We start from the raw sequence: 23,232 nt of genomic DNA, 5'->3' as shown, positions 1-23,232 counted from the left end.
CTGTCCGAGGCGGATGAGAAGGTGGGCACATGGCAACACTTGTCTTCGTCCATGCCCACCCCGACGACGAGGCCTCGCAGACGGCCGGCTCCATGGCGCGCGCCGTCAAGGAGGGCCACCGGGTGGTGCTCGTCGTCGCGACCAACGGCGACCACGGGGACTCGCCGGACGACCTCGCCGCGGGGGAGACCGTGGTCGACCGGCGTCGGGCCGAGGCGATGGCCTCCAACGCCGCCATCGGCACGCATCGCGTCGAGTTCCTGGGGTATGCGGACTCCGGCATGACCGGCTGGGCACAGAACGACCACGAGGCGAGCTTCATGCAGGTCGACACCGAGGCGGCGGCCGCGCGGCTCGCGGAGGTGCTGCGCGGTGAGGCCGCCGACATCGTCGTGGGCTACGACTGGCACGGCGGCTACGGCCATCCCGACCACGTCAAGGTCCATGCCGTGGCGCGGCGGGCGGCCGAGCTGGCCGGGACCCCGCGCTACCTCGAGGTGACGATGAACCGCGACGCGATCATCCGGGCGCACGACGCAGCGGTTGCCGCCGGCGCCGACGTCAGCGAGTGGGACCCGCGCGCCCCGATGGACGACGGCAACCCGCTGGGGAGCCTCGAGAGCGAGCTGCACTGGGCGTGCGACGTCAGCGACTTCATCGACGTCAAGCGGGAGGCCCTTCAGGCGCACGCCAGCCAGTCCGACGCCCAGGGCATGCTCGCCATGCCCGCTGAGATGTTCACGCAGGCCTTCGGCTGGGAGCACTTCATCGAGCCGGCGCGGCCCGAGGGGATGGTCGTGGGGTGGTTCCTCGACGCCGGAGCGGTCCGGTAGGTTACTGGCGGTAACCAAGAGTCCTCGCCCTGGGAAGGGGTCCGCGATGTCCGACATCGACTTCACCACCGCCACGCCCGAGCAGCTGGCATCCGTCGAGCCGGCCGAGTTCATCCAGACCGTGAAGGCCATGTCCGACAAGGATGTCAAGGTAGTCATGGACAGCGGCAACCGCGCGGCGATCATCGCGGCGATCTTCGGCCGGATGCCCGAGCTGTTCCGGCCCGACCGCGCCGGGTCGACCCGGGCGACGACGCACTGGAGCATCACCGGCCGCCCCGACGGCGCCGCCGACGAGTGGACGGTGGCCTTCGGTGACGGGCAGTGCACCGTGGCGCCCGGCCACGTGGGAGAGGCGACGCTCAGCCTGGCGATGGGCCCGGTCGACTTCACCAAGGTCATCACCAACAGCGGCAACCCGGTCATGATGTTCATGACCGGCAAGATCAAGGCAAAGGGCGACCTCGGGCTCGCCGCCAACATCGGCAACTACTTCGACCTGCCCAAGGCCTGACGAGGTGGTCGAGTTCTCGCTCGCGCTCGACGACGACCAGGTCGAGCTGCGCGACTGGGTGCACGGCTTCGCTGCCGACGTCGTGCGCCCAGCGGCCGCCGAGTGGGACGCTCGCGAGGAGACCCCCTGGCCGATCATCCAGGAGGCCGCGAAGGCCGGCCTCTACGGCTTCGAGTTCCTGGCCCAGCTGTGGGCCGATCCCACCGGCCTGTCGATCAACCTTGCCAACGAGGAGCTCTTCTGGGGCGACGCCGGCATCGGCATGTCGATCTTCGGCACCACCCTGGCCGTCGCCGCGATCTACGGGTCGGGCACGCCGGACCAGCTCGTCGAGTGGGTGCCCCAGTGCTTCGGGGATGCCGACGATCCCAAGGTGGCGGCCTTCGCCACGACCGAGCCCCAGGCCGGGTCCGACGTCGCTGCGATGCGCACTCGGGCGCGCTATGACGAGGCGCGCGACGAGTGGGTGCTCACCGGGCAGAAGGCGTTCATCACCAACGGCGGGATCGCGGGCGTCCATGTCGTCACGGCCGTGGTCGACCCCGACCTCGGCTCCCGCGGGCAGGCTGCCTTCGTGGTGCCGCCCGACACGCCGGGGCTCGTTGCAGGCAAGAAGCTGCGCAAGCACGGGCTGCGCGCGTCACACACTGCTGACGTCTTCCTCGACCACGTCCGAGTGCCGGGCTCCTGCCTGCTCGGCGACAAGGAACGGCTCGACGAACGCCTCGCCCGGGCGCGCGCGGGGCAGACCTCCAGCACGCAGGCCGCGATGCGCACCTTCGAGCTCACCCGGCCCTCGGTCGGTGCTCAGGCCCTCGGGATCGCGCGAGCGGCATACGAGTACGCCCTGGACTATGCGAAGGATCGCGTCGCCTTCGGACGGCCAATCATCGAGAACCAGGCCATCGCCTTCTCGCTGGCCGACATGCGCACCGAGATCGACGCCGCGCGGCTGCTCGTCTGGCGCGCCGCATGGATGGGGCGCACCAACCAGCCCTTCCTCGCGGCCGAGGGGTCGATGAGCAAGCTCAAGGCGGGGGAGGTGGCCGTGGCGGTCACTGACCGGGCGCTGCAGATCCTCGGTGGCGCCGGGTACGTCGCCGACCACCCGGTCGAGCGGTGGTCTCGGGACGCGAAGGTCTACACGATCTTCGAGGGGACCTCCGAGATCCAGCGTCTCGTGATCGCGCGCGCGATCAGCGGCCACCGCATCCAGTAGCCGGCCCACCCGGCCCTAGTTTTGGTCGAGTGGCCGCTCCGTCCCACGCGTTACGCCGCGGCGGCCCCGCCCGTCGTGTGACAGGTGGGGCCGGGCGCCCACTCGACCCGGGCTTGGTGGCGGCCCGGCGCGCGGGCGATCAGCGGCCACCGCATCCAGTAGCCGGCCCACCCGGCCCCAGTTTTGGTCGAGTGGGCGCTCCGTCCCACGCGTCACGCGCGGCGGCCCCGCCCGTCGTGTGACAGGCGGGGCCGGGCGCCCACTCGACCCGGGCTTGGTGGCGGCCCGGCGCGCGGGCGATCAGCGGCCACCGCATCCAGTAGCCGGCCCACCCGGGCTCCGTGTTGGTCGAGTGGGCGCTCCGTCCCACGCGTCACGCGCGGCGGCCCCGCCCGTCGTGTGACAGGCGGGGCCGGGCGCCCACTCGACCCGGGCTTGGTGGCGGCCCGGCGCGCGGGCGATCAGCGGCCACCGCATCCAGTAGCCGGCCCACCCGGGCTCCGTGTTGGTCGAGTGGCCGCTCCGTCCCACGCCGTCACGCGCGGCGGCCCCGCCCGTCGTGTGACAGGCGGGGCCGGGCGCCCACTCGACCCGGGCTTGGTGGCGGCCCGGCGCGCGGGCGATCAGCGGCCACCGCATCCAGTAGCCGGCCCACCCGGGCTCCGTGTTGGTCGAGTGGGCGCTCCGTCCCACGCGTCACGCGCGGCGGCCCCGCCCGTCGTGTGACAGGCGGGGCCGGGCGCCCACTCGACCCGGGCTTGGTGGCGGCCCGGCGCGCGGGCGATCAGCGGCCACCGCATCCAGTAGCCGGCGCACCCGGGCTCCGTGTTGGTCGAGTGGGCGCTCCGTCCCATGCGTGACAGCGCGGCGGCCCCACCTGTCGTGTGACAGGTGGGGCCGGGCGCCCACTCGACCGGGGCTTGGTGGCGGCCCGGCGCGCGATTCAATCAGCGGCCACCGCATCCAGTAGCCGGCCCACCCGGGCCCAGTTTTGGTCGAGTGGGCGCTCCGTCCCACGCGTCACGCGCGGCGGCCCCGCCCGTCGTGTGACAGGTGGGGCCGGGCGCCCACTCGACCCGGGCTTGGTGGCGGCCCGGCGCGCGGGCGATCAGCGGCCACCGCATCCAGTAGCCGGCCCACCCGGCCCCAGTTTTGGTCGAGTGGGCGCTCCGTCCCACGCGTCACGCGCGGCGGCCCCGCCCGTCGTGTGACAGGCGGGGCCGGGCGCCCACTCGACCGGGCTTGATGGCCCCCCGGCCGCCCGGCGGGCGGGCGGGACGGGCGGTGTATGCCGGTCGGGCTCCGTCTTGACGGGAGGGATCCGCGGGGTCAGGCGAGGGTGGCGACGATGTCGTTGAACGTCTGGCTCGGGCGCATGACGTCGGCAACCTTCGCGGGGTCGGGGCGGTAGTAGCCGCCCAGGTCGACGGAGTGACCCTGCGCGCCGACCAGCTCGCCCGCGATGGTCGCCTCGTTGTCGCGCAGCGCCGTGGCCACGTCAGTGAACGCGGTCGCGAGCTCGGGGTCGTCGGACTGGCCCGCCAGCTCCTGTGCCCAGTAGAGCGCGAGGTAGAAGTGGCTGCCGCGGTTGTCGATCTGGCCGACCCGGCGGGCAGGCGACTTGTTCTCGTCGAGCAGCCGGCCGGTCGCACGGTCGAGCGTGTCGGCGAGCACCTGGGAGCGCTTGTTGCCGGTGACGCCGGCGTAGTGCTCGAAGCTCACGGCCAGGGCCAGGAACTCGCCGAGGCTGTCCCAGCGCAGGTAGTTCTCGTGGACCAGCTGCTGCACGTGCTTCGGCGCGGAGCCGCCGGCGCCGGTCTCGAAGAGGCCGCCGCCGTTGATGAGCGGCACGACCGAGAGCATCTTGGCCGACGTGCCCAGCTCGAGGATCGGGAACAGGTCGGTCAAGTAGTCGCGCAGGACGTTGCCGGTCACCGAGATGGTGTCCTCGCCCTTGCGGATCCGGCCGAGAGAGAAGGCGATCGCGTCGGTCGGCTTCATGATCTCGATCGTCAAGCCGTCGGTGTCGTGGTCCGCGAGGTACTCGGTGACCTTGGCGATGAGGTTCGCGTCGTGGGCCCGGTCGGCGTCGAGCCAGAACACGGCCGGCGAGCCGGTCGCGCGGGCGCGGGTCACCGCCAGCTTGACCCAGTCACGGATCGGGATGTCCTTGGTCTGGCATGCGCGCCAGATGTCGCCCTGCGACACCTCGTGCTCCAGCAGCGCGGCACCCGAACCGTCGACGACGCGCACCACGCCGTCGGCTGCGATCTCGAACGTCTTGTCGTGGCTGCCGTACTCCTCGGCGGCCTGCGCCATGAGCCCGACGTTCGGCACCGATCCCATCGTCGCCGGGTCGAAGGCGCCGTTGGCGCGGCAGTCGTCGAGGACGACCTGGTAGATGCCGGCGTACGAGCTGTCGGGGAGCACCGCGAGCGTGTCCTCCTCGTTGCCCTCGGCGTTCCACATGTGGCCGGAGGTGCGGATCATCGCGGGCATCGACGCGTCGACGATCACGTCGCTCGGGACGTGCAGGTTGGTGATCCCGCGATTGCTGTCGACCATCGCGATGGCCGGGCCGTCGGCGAAGGCCCGCTTGACGGCGGCGTCGACGGCCGCGTGCTGGTCGGCGGGCAGGCCCTCCGCGGCCTTGAGCACGGCACCGAGCCCGTCGTTGGGGGAGGCGCCGACGGACGCCAGCTCGGCGGCATACGTCGTGAACACCTCAGGGAAGAAGGCGCGCACCGCGTGCCCGAAGATGATCGGGTCAGAGACCTTCATCATCGTGGCCTTGAGGTGAACCGAGAACAGGACGTCGTCGGCCTTGGCGCGCGCGACCTGTGCGGACAGGAAGTCCCGCAGCTTCGCGACGTTCATGAAGGTGGCGTCGACGACCTCGCCGGCGAGCACCGGGATCGACTCCTTGAGCACGGTCGTCGTGCCGTCGGCGGCGACGTGCTCGACGCGCAGTGTGTCGTCGGCGGCGATGACGACGGACTTCTCGTTGTGGCGGAAGTCGTCCTGGCCCATCGTGGCGACGTTGGTCTTGGACTCCGCGCTCCACGCACCCATGGAGTGCGGGTGCCTGCGCGCATAGCTCTTCACCGACGCGGGTGCTCGGCGATCCGAGTTGCCTTCGCGCAGAACGGGGTTCACCGCGGACCCCTTGACCCGGTCGTATGCCGCCCGGGCCGCCTTCTCGTCGTCCGTGGCGGGGTTGTCGGGATAGTCGGGCAGCGCGAAACCGGCTGCCTGGAGCTCGACGATCGCGGCCTTGAGCTGTGGGATCGATGCCGAGATGTTGGGCAGCTTGATGATGTTGGCCTCGGGCGACTTGGCCAGCTGGCCGAGCTCGGCGAGCGCGTCGTGGCCCACTCCCGATGCCTGCTGCTCAGCCGTGAGCGCGTCGGGGAAGGCAGCGAGGATGCGCCCGGCGAGCGAGATGTCGCGCGTCTCCACGTCGACGCCGGCCTGCCTGGCGAACGCCGAGACGATGGGCAGCAGCGACGCCGTGGCCAGGGCGGGCGCCTCGTCGGTGTGCGTGTAGATGATCTTCGAGTCCAACGCCAGTGCTCCGTTCGGTTGCGGGCCGCGCCACGTGCCGAGGCCGGACCCAGGTACACATCGGGTCGGGACCGTGCGGCGGCGGCCCTGAGATAAATCTTGATATCAAGATATCGGATCGGAGTCGCCGCGTCGCCCCCCGCCCAACAGGCACCATCGTGCCCCAGTGGCGTCCCTCGGGCCAGGAGCCGGGGAGCAGGCGACCTGGTGCGCAGCCATGCTGCGGTCCGCCTTCGTCGCTCAACCTGAACGGGCTCCGTCGAGATAACTTGGAAAATGCTGAGTGTCTTGCGGATTACGCCTGCGCCGTATCCGGAGCGACGTAGCCTGGCCTCGCTATCACGGCTTGGAGTCGCGCGGGGCGCGCGACGATGACCGTGGTGCAAACGCCTGATGAACGTGGGGTGCGTTCGTCCGAGCGCGCTGATCGGGGCTCCTTGGGTAGAGGAGGCGACACATGTTCGACGATGGCCGCGGTGAGGGGAAAGCTATGGGGTCGGGGGCTCAGGAACCGGACACCATTCGTGCGCTGCTGCACGACTTGAGGGAGCCGCTCGCGGCGATCCTGCTGCTGTCGGCGTCATCGAGCGGTGACGTCGAGGAGAAGCTGAGCCGGATCAGCGAACAGGCGTCGTGGCTGGCCGAGCTGGTCGAGTCCAGCCTTGACGGCGCCACCGCCGACGACGTGAAGCTCGTCGAAGCACGTGAGGTGGCCGAGTTCGTCGCTGCCAAGGCACGCACCGGGGTGACGACCTCGATCGCGGTCGAGTCCGGGACCGACGTATGGGCTCTGGCTCGTCCCGTCGCTCTGGCCCGGGCTCTCGGGTGCATCGTGGACAATGCCGTACGCGCCGCCGGTCCGTGCGGCCACGTCACCATCACGGTGTTCGACCGCGACGACGCGGTGCACCTGACGGTCGCCGACGACGGGCCGGGGCTGGGGCGCGTGACGCGGCGAACGTCCTTGGGCCTCATCACGACTCGCGCGATGGTGGCTTCCTGCAAGGGCACCTTCTGCCTGGGCGCCGGGCCTGACGGTGGCGCACGTGCGGACATCTCGGTGCCGACCGGTAAAGACCTCCTCGCGGCCTCCTGAGTGGCGCTGGGATGAAGCTCCTCATCTGCGACGACCACGAGCTGATCGTCGACGCCCTGGGGACGGCGTTGGCGGATCTTGGCTACGAGGTGACCAAGGTCCACCAGCCGGAGGACGCCATCGAGGCGGTCCGGGTGGTCCGTCCGGAGGCATGCCTCCTCGACGCCAACTACCCCGAGGGGTCCGGCCTCGACGCCATCCCGCGCATTCGCGAGGCGTCGGCCGGCACCAAGGTCGTCATCTTCTCGGCCGACTACTCGAACGACCTGGTGCGCCGTGCCATCGCGCTCGGAGCGTCGGGGTACGTGCGCAAGGACCGGGGGCTGGCGCAGCTGATAGAGGCGATCGACCTCGCCGTCAGCGGTCACCTGGCCATCGAGCCGAGTGCGCTCCAGAGCGCCCTGCGCTCCAGTGACCCGAGTGAGAACCCGACGTGGATGCTGTCGTTCCTCACCGACCGGGAGTGGCAGGTCCTCAAGTGCGTCAGCGACGGGCTGAGCACCGAGGAGATCGCGATCGAGCTCAAGGTCCGGCGCAGCACCGCACGCACCCATGTCCAGAACGTGCTCACCAAGCTCGGCGTCCATTCACGCCTCCAGGCTGCCGCGCTCATCTCGGCGCACTCGTCGCAGGTCAACTGGCCGCGGCACGTGCGCCCCGGGGCGTCATCCGTTTGACGTACCGCACGGTCCCTCGTGCGTCGGGTCCGGCCTGAGGCGTACCACGGCAGGCTCGACGGCATGCAGCCCGCAACCCGCGTCGTCGTCGTGGACGCACGCCAAGGTTTCCTCGACGCGGTTGCCCTCGTGCTCGCGGAGGAGGACGGGATCGATCTCGTCGGCGCGGCACGCACCGTCCGCGACGCGCTCGAGCGGCACCTCACCCGAGAGTGCGACGTCATCGCCGTCGGGCTCGGAGGCGACAACTGCGTCGAGCACCTCGGCGCACTCAAGGACGACACGCCGGAGCTCGGCATCGTGGTCATCGCCGGCCCCGGCGACGAGGAGCGGCTGGGAGACGCACTCGAGCTGGGTGCGCGTGGATGGGTCTCGCGCAGCGACGGCGTCAACGAGCTGGTCGCCGCCATGCTCGACGTCGGCGACGGGGTGACCCATCTGCCCGCCGAGCCGCTACACGCGTTGTTCGCGGCAAGTCTCGCCCGCAGGCCGCCCCTCGCCACGCTGGCCACCCCGGCGCTGACCCAGCGCGAGTCGGACGTGCTCTCCTGCCTCGCCGCGGGCATGAGCCGTCACGACATCGGCGTCGCGCTGGAGCTCTCCGACAACACCGTTCGGACCTATGTGCGCCGGATCCTCCGGAAGATGCACGTCCACTCGGCCCCTGCCGCGGTCGTTCTGGCCAGGAGCGGTGGTGAGCAGGATGAGTGACCTCGCGGTGCGCGGCGTCGAGACGACAGAGGTCACGCCCGTCGCGGTGCCGTTCACCCGCACCCGCATCTGCGCGGAAGCCCGTCAGGCGGTGCTCGACGTGCTCGAGTCGGGCTGGGTGACCTCGGGCAAGGAGGTCGTCGAGTTCGAGCAGGAGTTCGCGGCATACCTCGGGGTCCAGCACGCCGTCGCGGTCAGCTCGTGCACGGCCGCGATCGAGCTCGCCCTCCGGGCGCTCGACCTGCCCCGAGGCTCGATGGTGCTCACCTCGACGACGACGTTCTGCGGCGCGGCATCCGCAATCGCCCACGCCGGGCACGTTCCGGTGCTCGCCGACGTGGACGAGCTGACCGCGATGCCGAGCGCGGAAACCGTCGCGGCGGCGGTCGCCGAGTGCGGCGGCGTGGACGCCCTGGTCGTCGTGCACCTCGGCGGCCTGCCGACCGACGTCGAGGCGCTCGCGGCAGCGGCCGGGGTCGACCTGGACCACGTCATCGAGGACGCGGCCCACGCCCTCGGCGCCCGGGTCGGCTCTGCGGCCGTGGGCACCCTCTCGCACGCGACGTGCTTCAGCTTCTACGCCACCAAGAACCTGCCCATCGGCGAGGGGGGCATGGTGACCACGAACGACGCGCTCCTGGCCGCACGCATCCGCGAGACCCGGCTGCACGGGATGTCGGCAGACGCGTGGCGCCGTTACCTGCCCGGCGGTGGGTGGCGGTACGACGTTGCGGTCGACGGCATCAAGGCGAACATGACCGACGTCCAGGCGGCGATCGGTCGCGCCCAGCTGCGGCACTTCGACGAGTACCAGGCCCGTCGGGCGGCGGTCGCGGACAGGTACGACAGCGGGCTGGCCGCCATCGGTGGGATCCGGCGTCCGCCGCGCCCGACGGACGGCACCCATGCATGGCACCTGTATGCCGTGCGCGTCCTGCCGGAGTACGCGGTGACGCGCGACGAGCTCATCGACCTCTTGCGTGCGGTCGGGATCGGGACGTCCGTGCACTTCATCCCGGTCCACCGGCTGACCTGGTTCCGCCGGAGCTGCATCGTGCCGGCAGGTGGGCTCCCCGGTGCCGACTCGGTCTTCGGGTCCACGCTCTCGCTGCCGATGGATCCGGTCGTCAAGGACGCAGAGGTGGACGCTGTGTGCGCCGCGCTGGGTGGCTTGGGAGGAGCACTGTGAGCACCGCACTGCAGTATGGATGGACCCCGGCCGAGCTCGGCTTCATGCCGACTCTGCAGAAGGGGCTGCGAACCCTGATCGTCGGTGCGGGGGAGGCCGGCCGTGCGCTTGCGCGGGACCTCGAGAAGGTCCCGGACTTCGGCCTCGCGCCCATCGGCTTCCTGGACGACGACACGAACAAGCGTGTGGTGCGGCGGCTGCCGGTGCTGGGGACGCTGTCCGACCTGCTCGCCGTCGTGACCGTGCAGCGCGTCGACGTCGTGCTGCTTGCCATCCCGGGGCTTCCGGCCGCACAAGTCCGCATCCTGGCGACCACCGCTTCCCGGGTCGGCGCCAGCGTCCGCCACCTGCCGTCGTTCGTGTCGATGCTGCAACGCGACGTCGTGGGGACCGACCTGCGCTCGCTCGAGGTGGGAGCCCTGATCGGCCGGCCCGAGATGCACGTCGTGTCCCCCGAGGTCGAGGCGACCATCCGGGGTGCACGCGTGCTGGTCACCGGGGCGGGCGGTTCGATCGGGAGCGAGCTGTGCCGACAGGTGCAGGGCTTCGGACCGGAGCGCCTGGTCATGCTCGACCACGACGAGTCGAACCTCCACCGGCTCCAGCTCGAGCTCACGGGCGAAGGGCTGCTCGACTCGGACGACCTGGTCGTCGCCGACATCCGCGATGCGCACCGCATGAACCAGGTGATCGCGGACCTACGGCCCGACCTGATCTTCCACGCGGCGGCGCTGAAGCACCTACCGATGCTCGAGCGGCATCCATGCGAGGGCGTCAAGTCCAATGTGCTCGGCACGCTCAACGTCGTCATGGCCGCGGTCGCCCATGGGGTCGGTCGCTTCATCCTCATCTCCACGGACAAGGCCGCGGACCCGACGTCGGTCCTCGGAGCCACCAAGCAGCTCGCCGAGCTCGTGACGAAGCATGCCGCTGCCACCCGAGACGTCACGGTGGTCGCGGCCGTCCGCTTCGGCAACGTGCTGGGCAGCCGCGGCTCCCTGCTGCCGGTCCTCGCGGAGCAGCTGCGCAACGACGAGCCGTTCACGGTGACCGACCCCGAGGTCACGCGCTTCTTCATGACGATCGAGGAGGCCGTCGGCCTCGTCCTCGAGGCAGCCCACCTCGCACAGGGAGGCGAGACGTTCGTCCTCGACATGGGCAAACCCGTGCGGATCGTGGACCTCGTCGAGAACTACGCCCGCCAGCTCGGAGTCAGGGACATCGACATCCGCTACACCGGGCTGCGGCCCGGGGAGAAGCTCCACGAGACTCTCTTCGCCGACCACGAGGCCCGCGAGCCCACGGTCCACCCACGCATCTTCAGCACGTCGTCGGCGGCATACGACTCCGCGTTCGTCGCCCGCCTCGAGCAGCTCTTCGAGGCGTCGTCGCGCAACGCCGTCGACGAGGTCACGTCGATGATGGCCGCCATCCTGGGCAACTACGCACGCGCCCAGAACACCGACGGCGTCGCCAGCGCGGCGCCGTATCCAGACGACTTCTGAGGCGGTCACCCGCATCACGGCCGACACCCGGAGAGGAAACGAGGACCGAACTGTGGATCTCACCGTCATCGCGGCGAGCGGAGCCGGCAACCAGGGGCCAGGCGCCTCGGCACCCACGGCAGTGGGCGCCACGGTGCTCGACGGCCCCGGCCTGCGGGCCGACGAGTCGGTGCTGCACTCGCTCGAGCTCGGGGTCACCGGGCTCGACCTCGCGGCCCCACCCGTCGTGCTGCCGGACTTCCACCACAAACGGACCATGGAGATGCCGTCGAGCATCGCGGTTGCCACGCGAGGCACGATCCGCCCGACGCTCACCAGCTCGTCGGTCAACTGCGGCATGGCGCTCATCGCCCTTGGCACCGACCGTCCGGACGACCGTGCTGTCGAGGAGTTCTACCGGGCGGTCAAGACCCGCTATCCGTACCCCACGCGGGGTGCCCGTGAGCTGACGGCGCCAGAGGTCGTCGCCGCAGCCGTCGATGGGGCCGCGTTCGCCGCGGATCGGTGGGGGGTCGACCCAACGGAGCTCGAGCGGATCGAGGAGGCGGGCCGGGTCGACCTCGAGCCGTGGGGCGGAGCAGGCCGTCTGCGTCGGGAGATGCCGGCCCTGACCTGGCAGCTGGCGCGGCTCCGGTTCGGCACCGTCGGCCCGACGAACCACTTCGTCGAGCTGCAGCACGTCGAGGAGATCCTCGACCCGGACGCTGCCGAGCTCCTCGGCCTCAGGCTCGGCCAGGTCACGCTCCAGTACCACGCGGGTGGAGGGGTGCTTACTGGCGAGATCGGTCATCTCTTCCAGCGGCGTAGAGACACCGCCCGGGTCATGCGCGCCGCCATGGCGGTCCAGAAACCGCTGCTGCACCTGGCTACCGCGCGGTCCGCCGCGCAGCTGCGCGAGCGGATGCGCCTCTACTTCGGCAAGGGGTGCACGCCCGTCGAGCTGGCGTCCGACGAAGGCCAGCGCCTCATGCTCGCCAACGCGGCCGCGATGAACTACGGCTACGCCTTCCGACTGGCGACGTATGCCGCCTTGCGAGCGATCGCAGTCCGGGTCTTCGGGGGCGAGCCGGGCAGCCTCGTCGTCGACTCGCCACACAACTCGATCTACGAAGAGCGGGTCGAGGGTCGACCGGCGGTCGTGCATCGTCACAACTCCTGCCGCGCCTTCCCGGCCAGCCGTATGCCGGAAGGGACCGTCTTCGGGACGACCGGGCAGGCGGTCCTGCTGCCTGGCACCCATCGGACCTCCTCCTACCTCGCCGTCGCCGGCGACCGCAGCTCCGACAGCCTCCATTCCGCGTGCCATGGTGCCGGGACGGTCATCGAGGAGTTCGAGCGAGACGGCCGTTCGCTGCTGGATCCGTCGGGACGTCGGACGCTGCGCTTCCGCTACACCGATGCCGCGCCGACCCACGTCGCGCACCTCGACGACAACGGCGTCAACGCGGCCATGTCGGTCCTGACCCGGCACCGGATCGTGCGTCCCGTCGCCCGGATGCGACCTTTCGCCGTCCTGCACTGACCCCATCGAGAGGACCTGACGATGCACCAGCGAGTCCTGACCGGAGCCCTTGCGGCCTTCGCGCTCGCCCTCACGGGGCAGCTCATCGTCGCCGCACCCGCCTCCGCCGCCACGTCGTGGTGGGTCGACAACACGTCGCCCACCTGCAGCAACTCGGGACCCGGCACGTCCGTCACGCCGTTCTGCACGATCAGTGCTGCGGCGACCAAGGCGGTGACTCCAGGCGACACAGTGACCGTCAACCCCGGAACCTACCCCGAGCAGGTCACGGTCGCGGCCTCCGGGGTCAGCGGAACGCCGATCCGCTTCCTCGCGTCGGCGCCAGGTGTGGTCGTGGTCGGCACCCGCGACCTGTCCGCCGCCACGTGGTCGAGCCAGCCGGGGGGCATCTGGAGCACTCCCTATGCGCCACCCAGCTCACCGAAGCAGGTCCTCGTCGACGGGTCGCGACTGGCGACGGGGACCAGCGCTGCGGCCCTGCCGTCGGGGTCCTTCTACTACGACACCACCGCGAAGGTGCTCTACCTCAACCTCGGCGGCCCGTCGCCGAACGGGAGGGCGGTCCTGGCCGGCGCCCAGACGTACGGCTTCAACGTCGTGGGCCGCAGCAACATCAGCATCGAGGGCTTCGACACGGTCGGCCAGAACATCGCGGGTCTGCACGTGAGTGGCAGCACGGCCGTCACGCTCAGTGGCGACACGAGCAGCACGAGCGCCGGCTACGGCATCCTCGTGGAGGCCACGAGCTCGAGCGTCACTGTCACGGCGGCGAGGGTCGTCTCGTCAGCCTCCGTGGGCATCAAGCTGAGCGCGACGACCGGCTCCACCATCTCGGCGAGCTCGGTCACCGGCGCGGGAAACCACGGGATCTCGCTCCAGGGCTCGTCCGGCAACCTCGTCCAGGGCAACGAGTCCGCACAGAACGTCGTCGTTTCCGGCACCGCCACTGCGGCGGGAATCGACGTCAACGCAACCTCGACCGACAACGCGGTCAAGGACAACGTCGTTCACGGCAACCAGGACAGCGGGATCCAGATCTACAACGGGTCGGCTCGCGCACTCGTCGCGCGCAACATCAGCTACGGCAACGGGAACCACGGCTTCGACACGCTCGCGTCCACGAACGTCACCTACGTGTCGAACACGTCGTACGGCAACCACGACGACGGGTTCTCCGTCGAGGGACAGAGCACGGGCGCCTCGTTGCGCGACAACATCTCGGTCGACAACGGCATCACCACCGGCGGTTCCGACCTCTACGTCGAACAGGCGTCGATGACCGGCTTCTCGGCCGACAGCGACGTCGTCTGGAACAGCGTCTGGGGCCCCTCGATCCGCATCGGCCTCAAGCGCTACCAGACCATGGACACCTTCGCAGCAGCAACTGGTCAGGAGCCGTCCGGACTCGGCAGCGACCCCCAGTTCGTCGACGCGAGCGCCCACGACTTCCGGCTGGCGGCGCAGTCGGCGGCCATCGACTCCGCTGACGCCGGGGTGAGCGGCTTCGAGGCGACCGACTCGGCGGGCACCGCGCCGACCGACGACCCCACGGTCGTCGATCGCGGACACGGCACACCGGCATACGCCGACCGAGGTGCCCTGGAACGCGTCCCGCAGCCGAGTGACTCGGCCACGAACGCCCCGCACGTCGCGCTGGTCCTGTCGACGGCCACCGGCCAGATCCCCCCGGCCGTGAGCGTCACGGCCGATGGACGCGGGTCCAGCGACGTCGACGTCGACGGCATCACGTCCTACACCTTCGACTTCGGCGACGGCACCGTCGTCGGCCCCCAGACGTCCGCCGTCGCGCAGCACGCCTACCTCGTGAGCGGCACCTATGTCGTGACGCTGACCGTCACCGACGCAGGTGGTCTGACCGGCACGGCGCAACACTCCGTCGCGCTCACCGACCGAGTGCTCGTCACCTACCACGTCGACCGCAGCGCGCCGTCGTGCTCGGACTCCGCCGACGGCACGAGCACTCCGTTCTGCACGATCGGCCGGGCCGCGTCGCTCGCCCTGGCCGGCGACACGGTCGTCGTGGAGGCAGGCGACTACCGCGAGCAGGTCACCCCGGCCAACACCGGGATGCCGACCGCTCCGCTCACGTTCCGCGCGAACGGGACCGTGCGGGTCATCGGGACGACCGACCTGTCCAACGCATCCCTCTGGACGCCGACCGCGACCACCGCGTGGCGCACGCCTGTGACGGCGTCGTCGGCCGTGACCCAGGTCCTGCGCAACGGCGCCCGGCTCGCGACCGCCTCGAGCGCAACCAGCACCACGACCGGGTCGTTCTTCTACGACGCCGCGTCCGCCATGCTCTATGTCGACGTCGGGGGCGCTGACCCGGCCGGGCCGGGCGTCGTCGAGGCCTCGACCCGGACCTATGGCTTCAAGCTCTGGAACGCGGACACCGTCGTCGTCGACGGGTTCACCACGGTGGGCCAGAACGGCGTCGGGATCAGCATCCAGGACTCGTCCGACGTCACCGTCACGTCGGTCGTGGCCCAGCAGGCGTCGAGCTACGGGATCTCCTCGGACCGCTCGAGCCGTACCCACGTGTCGGGCTCGACAAGCACGGGCAACGGGTCGATCGGGATCCGCATCGCGACGAGCCCGGACGCGGTCGTGTCATCGAACACCGCATACGCCAATGGGTTCCACGGGATCAGCGTGCAGTCCAGCACGGGAGCAACGGTGTCCGGCAACATCACCCACGACAACGTCAAGCCCGGGCAACGCCTCGCCGCCGGCATCGACGTGAGTGCCAGCTCAACCGGTGCAGTGGTCGAGCGGAACACGTCATACGCCAACCAGGACTCTGGCATCGAGATCTACACCGGCTCTGACAACGCGACCGTCCGCCGGAACATCGTGTACGACAACGGTGACCACGGCCTCGACTGCTTCGGCTCCCTGGCCGAGCGCGTCGTCGGGAACACGTCCGTCGGCAACGCGACGGCCGGGATCAACCTCGAGGGCGGCTGCTCGGGTTCGGTCGTCGCCGACAACATCAGTGTCGACAACGCCATCGGCAGCACGCGGACCATCGCGGACATCCGGCTCGACGAGGCGTCGAGCCCGGGATCCACCGTCGACCGGAACCTCGTGTACATGAGCAACGGTGGACCGCTCTACGAGTGGTTCTCCGCCCCGTACGCGACGGTCGCCGGCTTCCAGACCGCAAGCGGTCTGGGCGTCAACGACATCGGGGCCGCGCCGGGCTTCGTCGACCAGGCCGGACGGAACCTCGCCCTGACACCGATGTCGCCCGCCGTCGACAGCGCCGACCTGGGCGTCACCGGGGCGGTCGCCGCCGACCACGACGGCGTGTCGCCCGTCGACGTTGTCGCCGTTCCGAACACCGGTGCCGGGGCGCCCCCCTACGGCGACCGCGGCGCTCTCGAGTACCACGGCACGGCCCAGGCCGCGGCCGGGCCGGCCGCCTCGCTCGCGGCGACGCCCACCGGCGGACGGGTCCCGCTGACCGTCACGCTCTCGGGCGCAGGTTCCACGGCCGGCGACAACCCGATCACCTCCTACACGTTCTCGTGTGGAAACGGGACGTCCGTCGGTCCCCAGGCGACCGGGACGGCGACCTGTACCTACACCGCCGCCGGGTCCTTCCCCGCGTCGGTCCGGGTCGTCGATGCCGTCGGACTCGCCTCGACGGCAAACGTCACCGTCGTCGCGACCGCGCCACCGGCGGCCGCGCTGACCGCAACGCCTGCCTCGGGGGCCGTGCCGTTGCCCGTGACTCTCGACGCCTCCTCGACGAAGGACCCACAAGGCAGCGCGCTCTCGTTCGTCTTCGACTGCGGCAACGGATCGCCGAAGGTGGGTCCGCAAACCTCCTCGTCCGCGACCTGCAAGTACACGGCGACCGGCACGTTCACGGGCTCCGTGACCGTGACCAACGCCCTTGGGCTCGTGTCGACGGCCTCGGCGAAGGTGACAACCCTGGTGAACCAGCCGCCGACCGCCAAGCTGGCGACCTCGACGCCCCCGGGTGCCCTCGCGCCGACGACAGCCGGCTTCGACGCGTCGGCCTCGACCGACCCCGAGGGCCGCCCGCTCTCCTTCACCTTCACCTGCGGCAACGGCACCAAGGTCGGACCCCAGACCTCCGCCACCGCCACGTGCAGCTATCCGACGGGCGGAACCTTCAACGCCAAGGTGACGGTGACTGACGACGCCGGCAACCAGGCGTCCAGCTCCACGATCAAGCTCGTCATCGCCGCGAACCAGCCGCCGGCGGCGAGGCTCACCGTCTCGCTCTCGTCGCAGCGCGCACCGAGCGTCGCGACGGTCGACGCCTCGACCTCGAGCGATCCCGAGCACGGCCCGCTCACCTACAAGTACGAATGCGGGAACGGGAGCGTCGTAGGCCCGACTGCGGTGTCCAAGGCCACGTGCTCGTACACAGCTCCTGGCTCGTACACCGTTCGTCTGACCGTCACCGACGCGGGCGGACTGTCAGCATCGACCACAACGAAGCTGCGTCTCTGAGCGCCGAACCTGCAGCGTCGCAACGGATCTCGGTCGGAGCGGCGCTGTGGATCGCGACCGGGTCGATGCCGCCCCGCCCCCCTCAAGGAGCCCGGCCCGGCCGTTGTAGAAGGCAGCCGAGACGACGGGGCCTACCCATCCCCCAGGGCCTCGTCGTCCCGGTCGCTGGTGTCCGCGGCGCACCCGTCAGACCGAGGGCTCCCACCGGGAACGGCACCCCGGACCAGGGTGCCTGGGGAGTCAGCCGTTTGACGTACTCCGGCGTCGTGTCCGCGAGCGATGCTCCGCGACGAGCCCAGACCTAGCGTCGAGGAACGACGGGCACGTAAGCGACACACGGGAAGTGCACATGACGATCGACGAGGCGGTTCATCGGATCCTGGGGAGCCACTGGCTGATCATCCTCAGCTGCATCCTCGTTCCGCTGAGCGCAACATTGCTGCTGGGCAAGAACGAGGCGGACCTCTACGAGGCCGTGGCCCGCGTGCAGATGGGGCGTGACCTCGCCGCATCCAACGTCCAGGCCGACGCGACGAGCCAGCGGGTGCTCGGGATCGCCACGAGCCCCGGCGTCGTGCGCATCGCGCTCGACAAGGCGGGGTTGCAGGCGGACGCGTCCACCTTCGCGACGGACCACATCGACGTCCGCCGTGTCGGCGTGTCCCCGGTGATGGAGATCGCTGTCACCGACACATCGCCGCACCGGGCGGCGATCATCGCTTCGTCGCTGACGTCGGACGTCATCCAGTTCTCCAACGTCGGCGACCAGCAGACCGTCGAGCAGCGCCGCTCCGACGTGCAGAAGCAGCTCGCCGGTATCAAGCGGCAGCGCGACCAGCTCGTCTCCAAGCTGGCCACGGCCTCCCCGGGCAACATCCTGGCCATCCAGGCTCAGCTCAGCGCCCTGACGAGCAGCGAGGCCGAGTACCAGCGTCAGCTGTCGGACCTCGACGTGGCCCTCCTCTCGAGCTCCAAGGCGGTGCTGCTGGACGCGGTTCGCCAACCCACCATCCCCCTTCCCAAAGAAGTGCTGCAGAAAGGCGTCCTCGTTGCGCTCATCGGAACGCTTCTCGGACTCGGCCTCGCAGCGGCACTGGAGACCCTCCGACCCCGGCTGCCCTCTCCTCGTGCGATCGCCCGCGCCCTCGACGTGCCGCACGTGGGTCATCTCCCGGTACGCGACCTGTCCGCCCGCACCGCCACGGCTGCAGAGCAGGCGGCCGATCGTCTGGCCCTGCTCGGGCACCGGTACGAGGCACAGCAGCTCTTCGTCGTGCCGGTCCTGTCACGGGACGAGGCCTGGGCCGGCGCGCTCGCGGAGCGCATGAGCCCGACGACGGGGGTCGCCTCCCATCGGCTGGAGTGCTCGGTCCTCGCCGGCGAATGGGTGGACCCGGGTGACATGCCCGTGGCCGTCATCCTTGCGCCGAAGCGCCTCAAGTCGCGTGACCTCGCCCGCGCGACCGCGCTCGTCGACGCGCTGGGCTGGCCCGTCCTGGGCGTCATGACGTACGAGCCGGGTCGGCTCTGGTCCCGGCGTGATCCGATGCGCGACGACAGCAAGCATGAGGCGCCCCCCGAGACTCCCCGGGAGAGCCAGACGCTCGACAGCGGCCGGATGTGGCGAGCCCGGGCCGCCGCCGCGGTAGACGTGGCCGACGCCGGCCGTCTGGCGAAGGCGGTCGACGTGGCCGACGCGGACGGTGCAGGCCGCGCAGCCGATGCGGTCGTCGCCGACCGCCCAGCCCAGGCCGCCGTCGCCGACCGCCCAGCCCAGGCCGCCGTCGCCGACCGCCCAGCTCAGCCCGCCGTCGCCGACCGCCCAGCCAACGCGGCTGGCGCCGCACGACCAGCCAAGCCGGCCGAGGCGGCTGAGGCCGCCCGCACGGCCGTCGCGACTGAGCAGGCCGACACCACCGCCGCAACCGACGCGACCGAGGAGGACGACGAGGAGTGGCCGTACGACACTTCGGCGCAGGTGACGGTCGAGGGGGAGTCGACGGCATACGGCACGAACTCAGATGCGGTGCTGGCCGGCGTGCGCAAGTCCGACAACCCTCGAGTGCGCAACGGGGTCGAGGTCCCTGAGCCTCCGAGGCGCAAGGGGGTGGTCCCGCGTTGACCGTCCTCATGTCTACCGCGGGCGTGGTCGTCGAGTTCGACGCGGACTCCGACCGCTGGCTCGAGCTCGTCCGTGAGGCTGCCGGAGGCCAGGAGCTGCGCACGGTGAGCGCCGGCTCGAGAGCTGACCACTCAGACGGCAGTGGGCCGGACGTGCAAGTCACCGTGGCGAGCGGCAGGTCGTTCGAGCCAGGCAGCGGACACCGCCCACTGACGAGAGGCGCCTGGTCGGACGGCCGCGAGGTCATCCTGCTGGACGCCTGCGCGAGCGGCCTGGACCTGGTGGTCCGTCCGACCGGCCGGGGGCTCGACGTGGTGGCTCGCCCGAACCCCGGCTGGCGCCATCGCGCCCTGGGCCTGGCGGTGCCGGACCGTCGGCTGCTGCTGCACCGGGCCGCCTTGGTGCAGTACCCGGCGTTGTGGTGGTCAGGGGTCCTGGGCCGCGTACCACTGCACGTCTCGGCCGTCGTCGTCGACGGGCTCGCGCTCGTGCTGGCCGGACCGGGCGGGGTGGGCAAGTCGACCCTGGTCGCCACGCTCGACGGTCCCGATGACGCGCCGGTCAGCGACAACCTCTGCGTCACTGACGGGCGCACGGTGCACGGGCTTCTCGAGCCGGCCAGGGCGGTCGGTGGCCACGGACGCCGTATGCCGCACGGCAGGCGAGAGTCGACCTGGCCGCGTCTGGCCGACTCGGTGGTCCCCGACGCGGTCGCCGTGCTCCGTCGGGGGGATCAGGCGAAACCCGTGATTCGCCTGCTGGATGCGACCACCGCGGCGCGTGAGCTGGTCGGCGGGACGTATGCCGCCGGGGAGCTGCGACGGTACTGGGCGTTTGCGGCCACGCTGGCGCTCGGGACCGGACTCGGTCCGGCCCATCCTCCGGTGGCGGCGCTCGCCGAGTCCATGGCTCGCAGCCTCCCGGCGTTCGAGGTGCTGCTGCCCTCGACGCCCGGCGTCAGGCTCCGCGAGCTGGTCACCCGGCTGCGCGCGAGCGCGGAGTCGACCTCGAGCGCGGAGCCGCCCTCAAGCGCGCGGCCACCCTCGAGCGCGGAGTCGCCCACGGGGACCGAGTCGCGCACGGGTGCGGACTCGCCCACCGGGGGAGCGTGGCACCGGTGAGGCGCGTCATGCACGTCGTCACCCGGTGCGTCGCGGGCGCCGGAGGTGTCGCGGTGCGTGGTGCGACCGCGCTCGACGCCTCACGGTACGAGGGCGTCCTCGTCACGGGTACTCGGCAGGGGCCCCTGCTCGACCGCGCCCGCGACGGCGGGGTCGAGGTCGTCGTGGTTCCCGAGCTCGTCTCGCCGATCAGCCCTCGCAACGACGCCGCGGCGCTGCGCGCCCTCGTCGACCTCGTCCGCGACCGCGAGGTGGACATCGTGCACACCCACAGCGCCAAGGCAGGGGTCCTGGGTCGGCTCGCCGCGAACCGCGCCGGCGTGCCGCTCATCGTCCACACCCTGCACGGCTTCCCGTTCCATGAGTTCCAGAACCCAGCCCCGCACGCCGTCTACGTCGGGATCGAACGGAGACTCTCGCGGATCACCGACGCGTACCTCGCCGTCGGCACGGGTGTCGCGGTCGAGGCGCTCCGTCGGGGTCTGGCCAGGCCCGACCAGCTCCACACGATCGGCCCAGCAGTGGACGAGCCGAGCGTCGTGCTCACACAGCAGTCGCGCGCGGACGCCCGGGCGCGGCTCGGGCTGGCATCGGACGTGCCCGTCGTCGGGACCGTCGGTCGACTCGACTACCAGAAGGCTCCCGAAGTGCTGCTGCGCGCAGTACGCCTGATGCACACCCCGGCGATCCTCGTATGGGCGGGTGACGGTGAGCTGGCGGCACGGACTGCCCGTGACGTGCGGACGCTCGGGCTTGACGGACGCGTCCGGCTGCTCGGCAACCGCACCGACGTCGCCGAGCTGCTTCCCGCCTTCGACGTCTTCGCGCTCGCGAGTCGCTACGAGGGACTGCCCTGCGTCGTCGTGGAGGCGCAGCAGTGCGGCATACCGGTGGTGGCGACCGCGGTGAACGCCGTGCCCGACGTCGTCGTCCCCGGCGAGACCGGGCTCCTCGTGCCCCCGGCGCGGCCGGACCTGCTGGCGGCCGCGCTCGACCACGCCCTGAGGCATCCGGCCGAGGCTCGAGCATGGGCGGACAGGGCCCGAGAGCGTCTCGGGGCCCGCTACGACTCGCGGACGGCCGGGGACGTCCTGGACCACGTCTACTCCCACGGGGCGACCCGTCCGCGGGGCCAGCTCGTGGGCACCGGTGGGCGGCGAGCGCCGTGAACGCACCGCCGTCCGTGCAGGTTCTGCTCACGTCCAGGACCACGTTGGCCTGGCCCGGGCGGGCGGAGGACGCCACTCGCGTCGCCGAGCTCCCACCGGGATCTGTGGTCGCGCTGGCGGACCGCCGACCCGGTGCCCGGCGTCGGCTGAGGCGCGCCGCCGGCCGTCTCGGGGTCCGTGTCGAGGCGGCCTACATCGTGGTGCCGACGTGGGGAAGGGCGACGTTCGTGGCCGCTGACGACCCCGCCGCCGTCACGTGGCTCTTGTCGACATTCTCGACGGCGCCACCGCGGGTCGCTCACGGCCGGCTCCTCATCGAGGTCGCGCAGCGCGTGTGGCAGCGAGCGGCGACCACGAGGCTGGGAGCAGCAGCCACCGGCCGCCTCCTCGGAGCCGTCGTGCCCGGGATGCTCGTGATCGGGACGCGGCGATGACCTCGACCACAGTCTCACGGGGGTCGGGCGACCTGCTGCGGACGACGTTGCGCGACCACCTTGGCACCGAGTCGCCGAGGCTCGTCGTGCTCGCCATGTCCCGCGACGAGAACCCCAAGGCGACCATCCTGGCGTTCGCGCCCGACCAGCTGTCTCCGCGGCTCGTCGTCAAGGCAGCGTTGACCGAGGGCGCGATCTCCGCGGTTCGCGCGGAAGGCGCTGCGCTGCGGGCCGTGGCGGCGCTCGACCCGGGTCTCGTCGGCGGGACGGTGCCCCGCGTCGTAGACGAGCGCCAGGACACCCAGGGTGCGGTGCTCGTCACCGAGGCCCGGCCGGGGACCCCGATGTCCGTCGACTACCACCGCTGGCGGCATACGGCCCGAGCCGAGGTCGTGGGCGACGACTTCGCCTGCGCGACAGCGTGGCTGCGTGAGCTCGGGCAGCTGCCTGTCGCCCAGGAAGCGGGCGCCGGGCGGGATGCGCCGGCCCTCGTGGCTCGCCTGCGTGATCGCTGGCCTGACGACCGCATCGCCCATGACGTCGCGCAAGGGTTGGCCGACCTCGACGCCGCGCTCCGGCTGCCGCCGGGGGCGCCGCAGGTGGTGGTGCACGGCGACTTCTGGAGTGGCAACGTGCTGCGCGCGGGCGGCCGGGTGACAGGGGTCGTCGACTGGGAGCACGCGCTGGTCGGGGGCGACCCGATTCGCGACCGGGCGCGGTTCGTCCTGAGCTATGCGCTGTACCTCGACCGGCACACCCGTCCGGGTCGCACCGTCCCAGGGCATCCCGGACTCGTTGCAGGTCCATGGGGTGAGCCGATCAGGTATGCCGTCCGCGACGCCGGGTGGCTACCGTCGCTCGTCGCGGGGTTCCTGTCCGAGGCGCTCGTCGAGACGGGACGCGACCCCGGCCGATGGCGCGACGTGCTGACGGTCGGCGTGGCCGAGATCGCGGCCCTTAGCGACCATGCCGACTTCGCCAGGCGGCACCTCCTGCTCGCGGCAGAGCTGCTCCGATGACGGTCAAGAGGCAGTCGCAGGCGAG

Annotated in this window: 16 protein-coding genes; 15 read left to right on the top strand and 1 reads right to left on the bottom strand. The window is 71.2% G+C overall.

Annotated features, from left to right (window positions below):
• Positions 1–29: 29 nt before the first annotated feature.
• Genes ACYVLP_RS13285 through ACYVLP_RS13275 form a run of 3 tightly spaced genes read left to right on the top strand, consistent with a single transcriptional unit; the run spans position 30 to position 2,566 of the window.
• Complete coding sequence (locus tag ACYVLP_RS13285) at positions 30–833, top strand: PIG-L deacetylase family protein (protein WP_460627824.1); 804 nt, start codon at positions 30–32, stop codon at positions 831–833.
• 46 nt (positions 834–879) lie between these two features.
• Positions 880–1,347, top strand: coding sequence for an SCP2 sterol-binding domain-containing protein (locus ACYVLP_RS13280; RefSeq protein WP_460627823.1), 468 nt, complete (start codon positions 880–882; stop codon positions 1,345–1,347).
• A gap of 4 nt (positions 1,348–1,351) precedes the next feature.
• On the top strand, positions 1,352–2,566 hold the full coding sequence (locus tag ACYVLP_RS13275; RefSeq protein WP_460627822.1) for an acyl-CoA dehydrogenase family protein: 1,215 nt from the start codon (positions 1,352–1,354) through the stop codon (positions 2,564–2,566).
• Between the two features lie 1,329 nt (positions 2,567–3,895).
• Here ACYVLP_RS13275 and ACYVLP_RS13270 read toward each other — a convergent pair.
• Positions 3,896–6,130, bottom strand: coding sequence for an NADP-dependent isocitrate dehydrogenase (locus ACYVLP_RS13270; RefSeq protein WP_460627821.1), 2,235 nt, complete (start codon positions 6,128–6,130; stop codon positions 3,896–3,898).
• 457 nt (positions 6,131–6,587) lie between these two features.
• On the opposite strand from ACYVLP_RS13270, the gene ACYVLP_RS13265 reads away from it, so the two are divergent.
• From ACYVLP_RS13265 to ACYVLP_RS13210, 12 genes are all read left to right on the top strand, one after another.
• Entirely contained in the window at positions 6,588–7,226 is a 639-nt protein-coding gene (locus ACYVLP_RS13265; protein ID WP_460627820.1) for a sensor histidine kinase, read from the top strand.
• A gap of 11 nt (positions 7,227–7,237) precedes the next feature.
• Positions 7,238–7,903, top strand: coding sequence for a response regulator (locus ACYVLP_RS13260; RefSeq protein WP_460627819.1), 666 nt, complete (start codon positions 7,238–7,240; stop codon positions 7,901–7,903).
• A 63-nt stretch (positions 7,904–7,966) separates the two neighbouring features.
• Positions 7,967–8,614, top strand: coding sequence for a response regulator transcription factor (locus ACYVLP_RS13255; protein WP_460627818.1), 648 nt, complete (start codon positions 7,967–7,969; stop codon positions 8,612–8,614).
• On the top strand, positions 8,607–9,803 hold the full coding sequence (locus ACYVLP_RS13250; protein WP_460627817.1) for a DegT/DnrJ/EryC1/StrS family aminotransferase: 1,197 nt from the start codon (positions 8,607–8,609) through the stop codon (positions 9,801–9,803). The genes ACYVLP_RS13255 and ACYVLP_RS13250 overlap by 8 nt, the downstream gene beginning before the upstream one ends.
• Complete coding sequence (locus ACYVLP_RS13245; RefSeq protein ID WP_460627816.1) at positions 9,800–11,308, top strand: polysaccharide biosynthesis protein; 1,509 nt, start codon at positions 9,800–9,802, stop codon at positions 11,306–11,308. Before ACYVLP_RS13250 ends, ACYVLP_RS13245 begins: the two co-directional genes overlap by 4 nt.
• A gap of 52 nt (positions 11,309–11,360) precedes the next feature.
• The gene (locus ACYVLP_RS13240) at positions 11,361–12,830 is read left to right on the top strand and encodes an RtcB family protein (protein WP_460627815.1); all 1,470 of its coding nucleotides are present in this window, start codon (positions 11,361–11,363) and stop codon (positions 12,828–12,830) included.
• A gap of 21 nt (positions 12,831–12,851) precedes the next feature.
• Positions 12,852–17,342 (top strand): PKD domain-containing protein, encoded by a 4,491-nt coding sequence (locus tag ACYVLP_RS13235; RefSeq protein ID WP_460627814.1) that lies wholly within the window; start codon positions 12,852–12,854, stop codon positions 17,340–17,342.
• 349 nt (positions 17,343–17,691) lie between these two features.
• Complete coding sequence (locus tag ACYVLP_RS13230) at positions 17,692–19,464, top strand: hypothetical protein (RefSeq protein ID WP_460627813.1); 1,773 nt, start codon at positions 17,692–17,694, stop codon at positions 19,462–19,464.
• Between the two features lie 8 nt (positions 19,465–19,472).
• Positions 19,473–20,585 (top strand): hypothetical protein, encoded by a 1,113-nt coding sequence (locus ACYVLP_RS13225; RefSeq protein WP_460627812.1) that lies wholly within the window; start codon positions 19,473–19,475, stop codon positions 20,583–20,585.
• Positions 20,582–21,754, top strand: a complete 1,173-nt coding sequence (locus ACYVLP_RS13220) for a glycosyltransferase (RefSeq protein WP_460627811.1) — start codon at positions 20,582–20,584, stop codon at positions 21,752–21,754. The genes ACYVLP_RS13225 and ACYVLP_RS13220 overlap by 4 nt, the downstream gene beginning before the upstream one ends.
• Positions 21,751–22,188: a hypothetical protein gene (locus ACYVLP_RS13215; RefSeq protein ID WP_460627810.1), complete on the top strand. Its 438-nt coding sequence runs from the start codon at positions 21,751–21,753 to the stop codon at positions 22,186–22,188. The genes ACYVLP_RS13220 and ACYVLP_RS13215 overlap by 4 nt, the downstream gene beginning before the upstream one ends.
• Complete coding sequence (locus ACYVLP_RS13210; RefSeq protein WP_460627809.1) at positions 22,185–23,207, top strand: phosphotransferase family protein; 1,023 nt, start codon at positions 22,185–22,187, stop codon at positions 23,205–23,207. The genes ACYVLP_RS13215 and ACYVLP_RS13210 overlap by 4 nt, the downstream gene beginning before the upstream one ends.
• The last annotated feature ends 25 nt before the right edge of the window (positions 23,208–23,232 follow it).

Source organism: Intrasporangium mesophilum (assembly GCF_054783095.1).
This window is presented reverse-complemented; position numbering and strand designations above follow the sequence as displayed.

What these genes read in the sequence shown, in the direction of transcription:
- ACYVLP_RS13285 (WP_460627824.1), top strand. Translation starts at nt 30, where the DNA reads ATGGCAACACTTGTCTTCGTCCATGCCCACCCCGACGACGAGGCCTCG.
- ACYVLP_RS13280 (WP_460627823.1), top strand. Translation starts at nt 880, where the DNA reads ATGTCCGACATCGACTTCACCACCGCCACGCCCGAGCAGCTGGCATCC.
- ACYVLP_RS13265 (WP_460627820.1), top strand. Translation starts at nt 6,588, where the DNA reads ATGTTCGACGATGGCCGCGGTGAGGGGAAAGCTATGGGGTCGGGGGCT.
- ACYVLP_RS13260 (WP_460627819.1), top strand. Translation starts at nt 7,238, where the DNA reads ATGAAGCTCCTCATCTGCGACGACCACGAGCTGATCGTCGACGCCCTG.
- ACYVLP_RS13255 (WP_460627818.1), top strand. Translation starts at nt 7,967, where the DNA reads ATGCAGCCCGCAACCCGCGTCGTCGTCGTGGACGCACGCCAAGGTTTC.
- ACYVLP_RS13250 (WP_460627817.1), top strand. Translation starts at nt 8,607, where the DNA reads ATGAGTGACCTCGCGGTGCGCGGCGTCGAGACGACAGAGGTCACGCCC.
- ACYVLP_RS13235 (WP_460627814.1), top strand. Translation starts at nt 12,852, where the DNA reads ATGCACCAGCGAGTCCTGACCGGAGCCCTTGCGGCCTTCGCGCTCGCC.
- ACYVLP_RS13230 (WP_460627813.1), top strand. Translation starts at nt 17,692, where the DNA reads ATGACGATCGACGAGGCGGTTCATCGGATCCTGGGGAGCCACTGGCTG.
- ACYVLP_RS13225 (WP_460627812.1), top strand. Translation starts at nt 19,473, where the DNA reads ATGTCTACCGCGGGCGTGGTCGTCGAGTTCGACGCGGACTCCGACCGC.
- ACYVLP_RS13210 (WP_460627809.1), top strand. Translation starts at nt 22,185, where the DNA reads ATGACCTCGACCACAGTCTCACGGGGGTCGGGCGACCTGCTGCGGACG.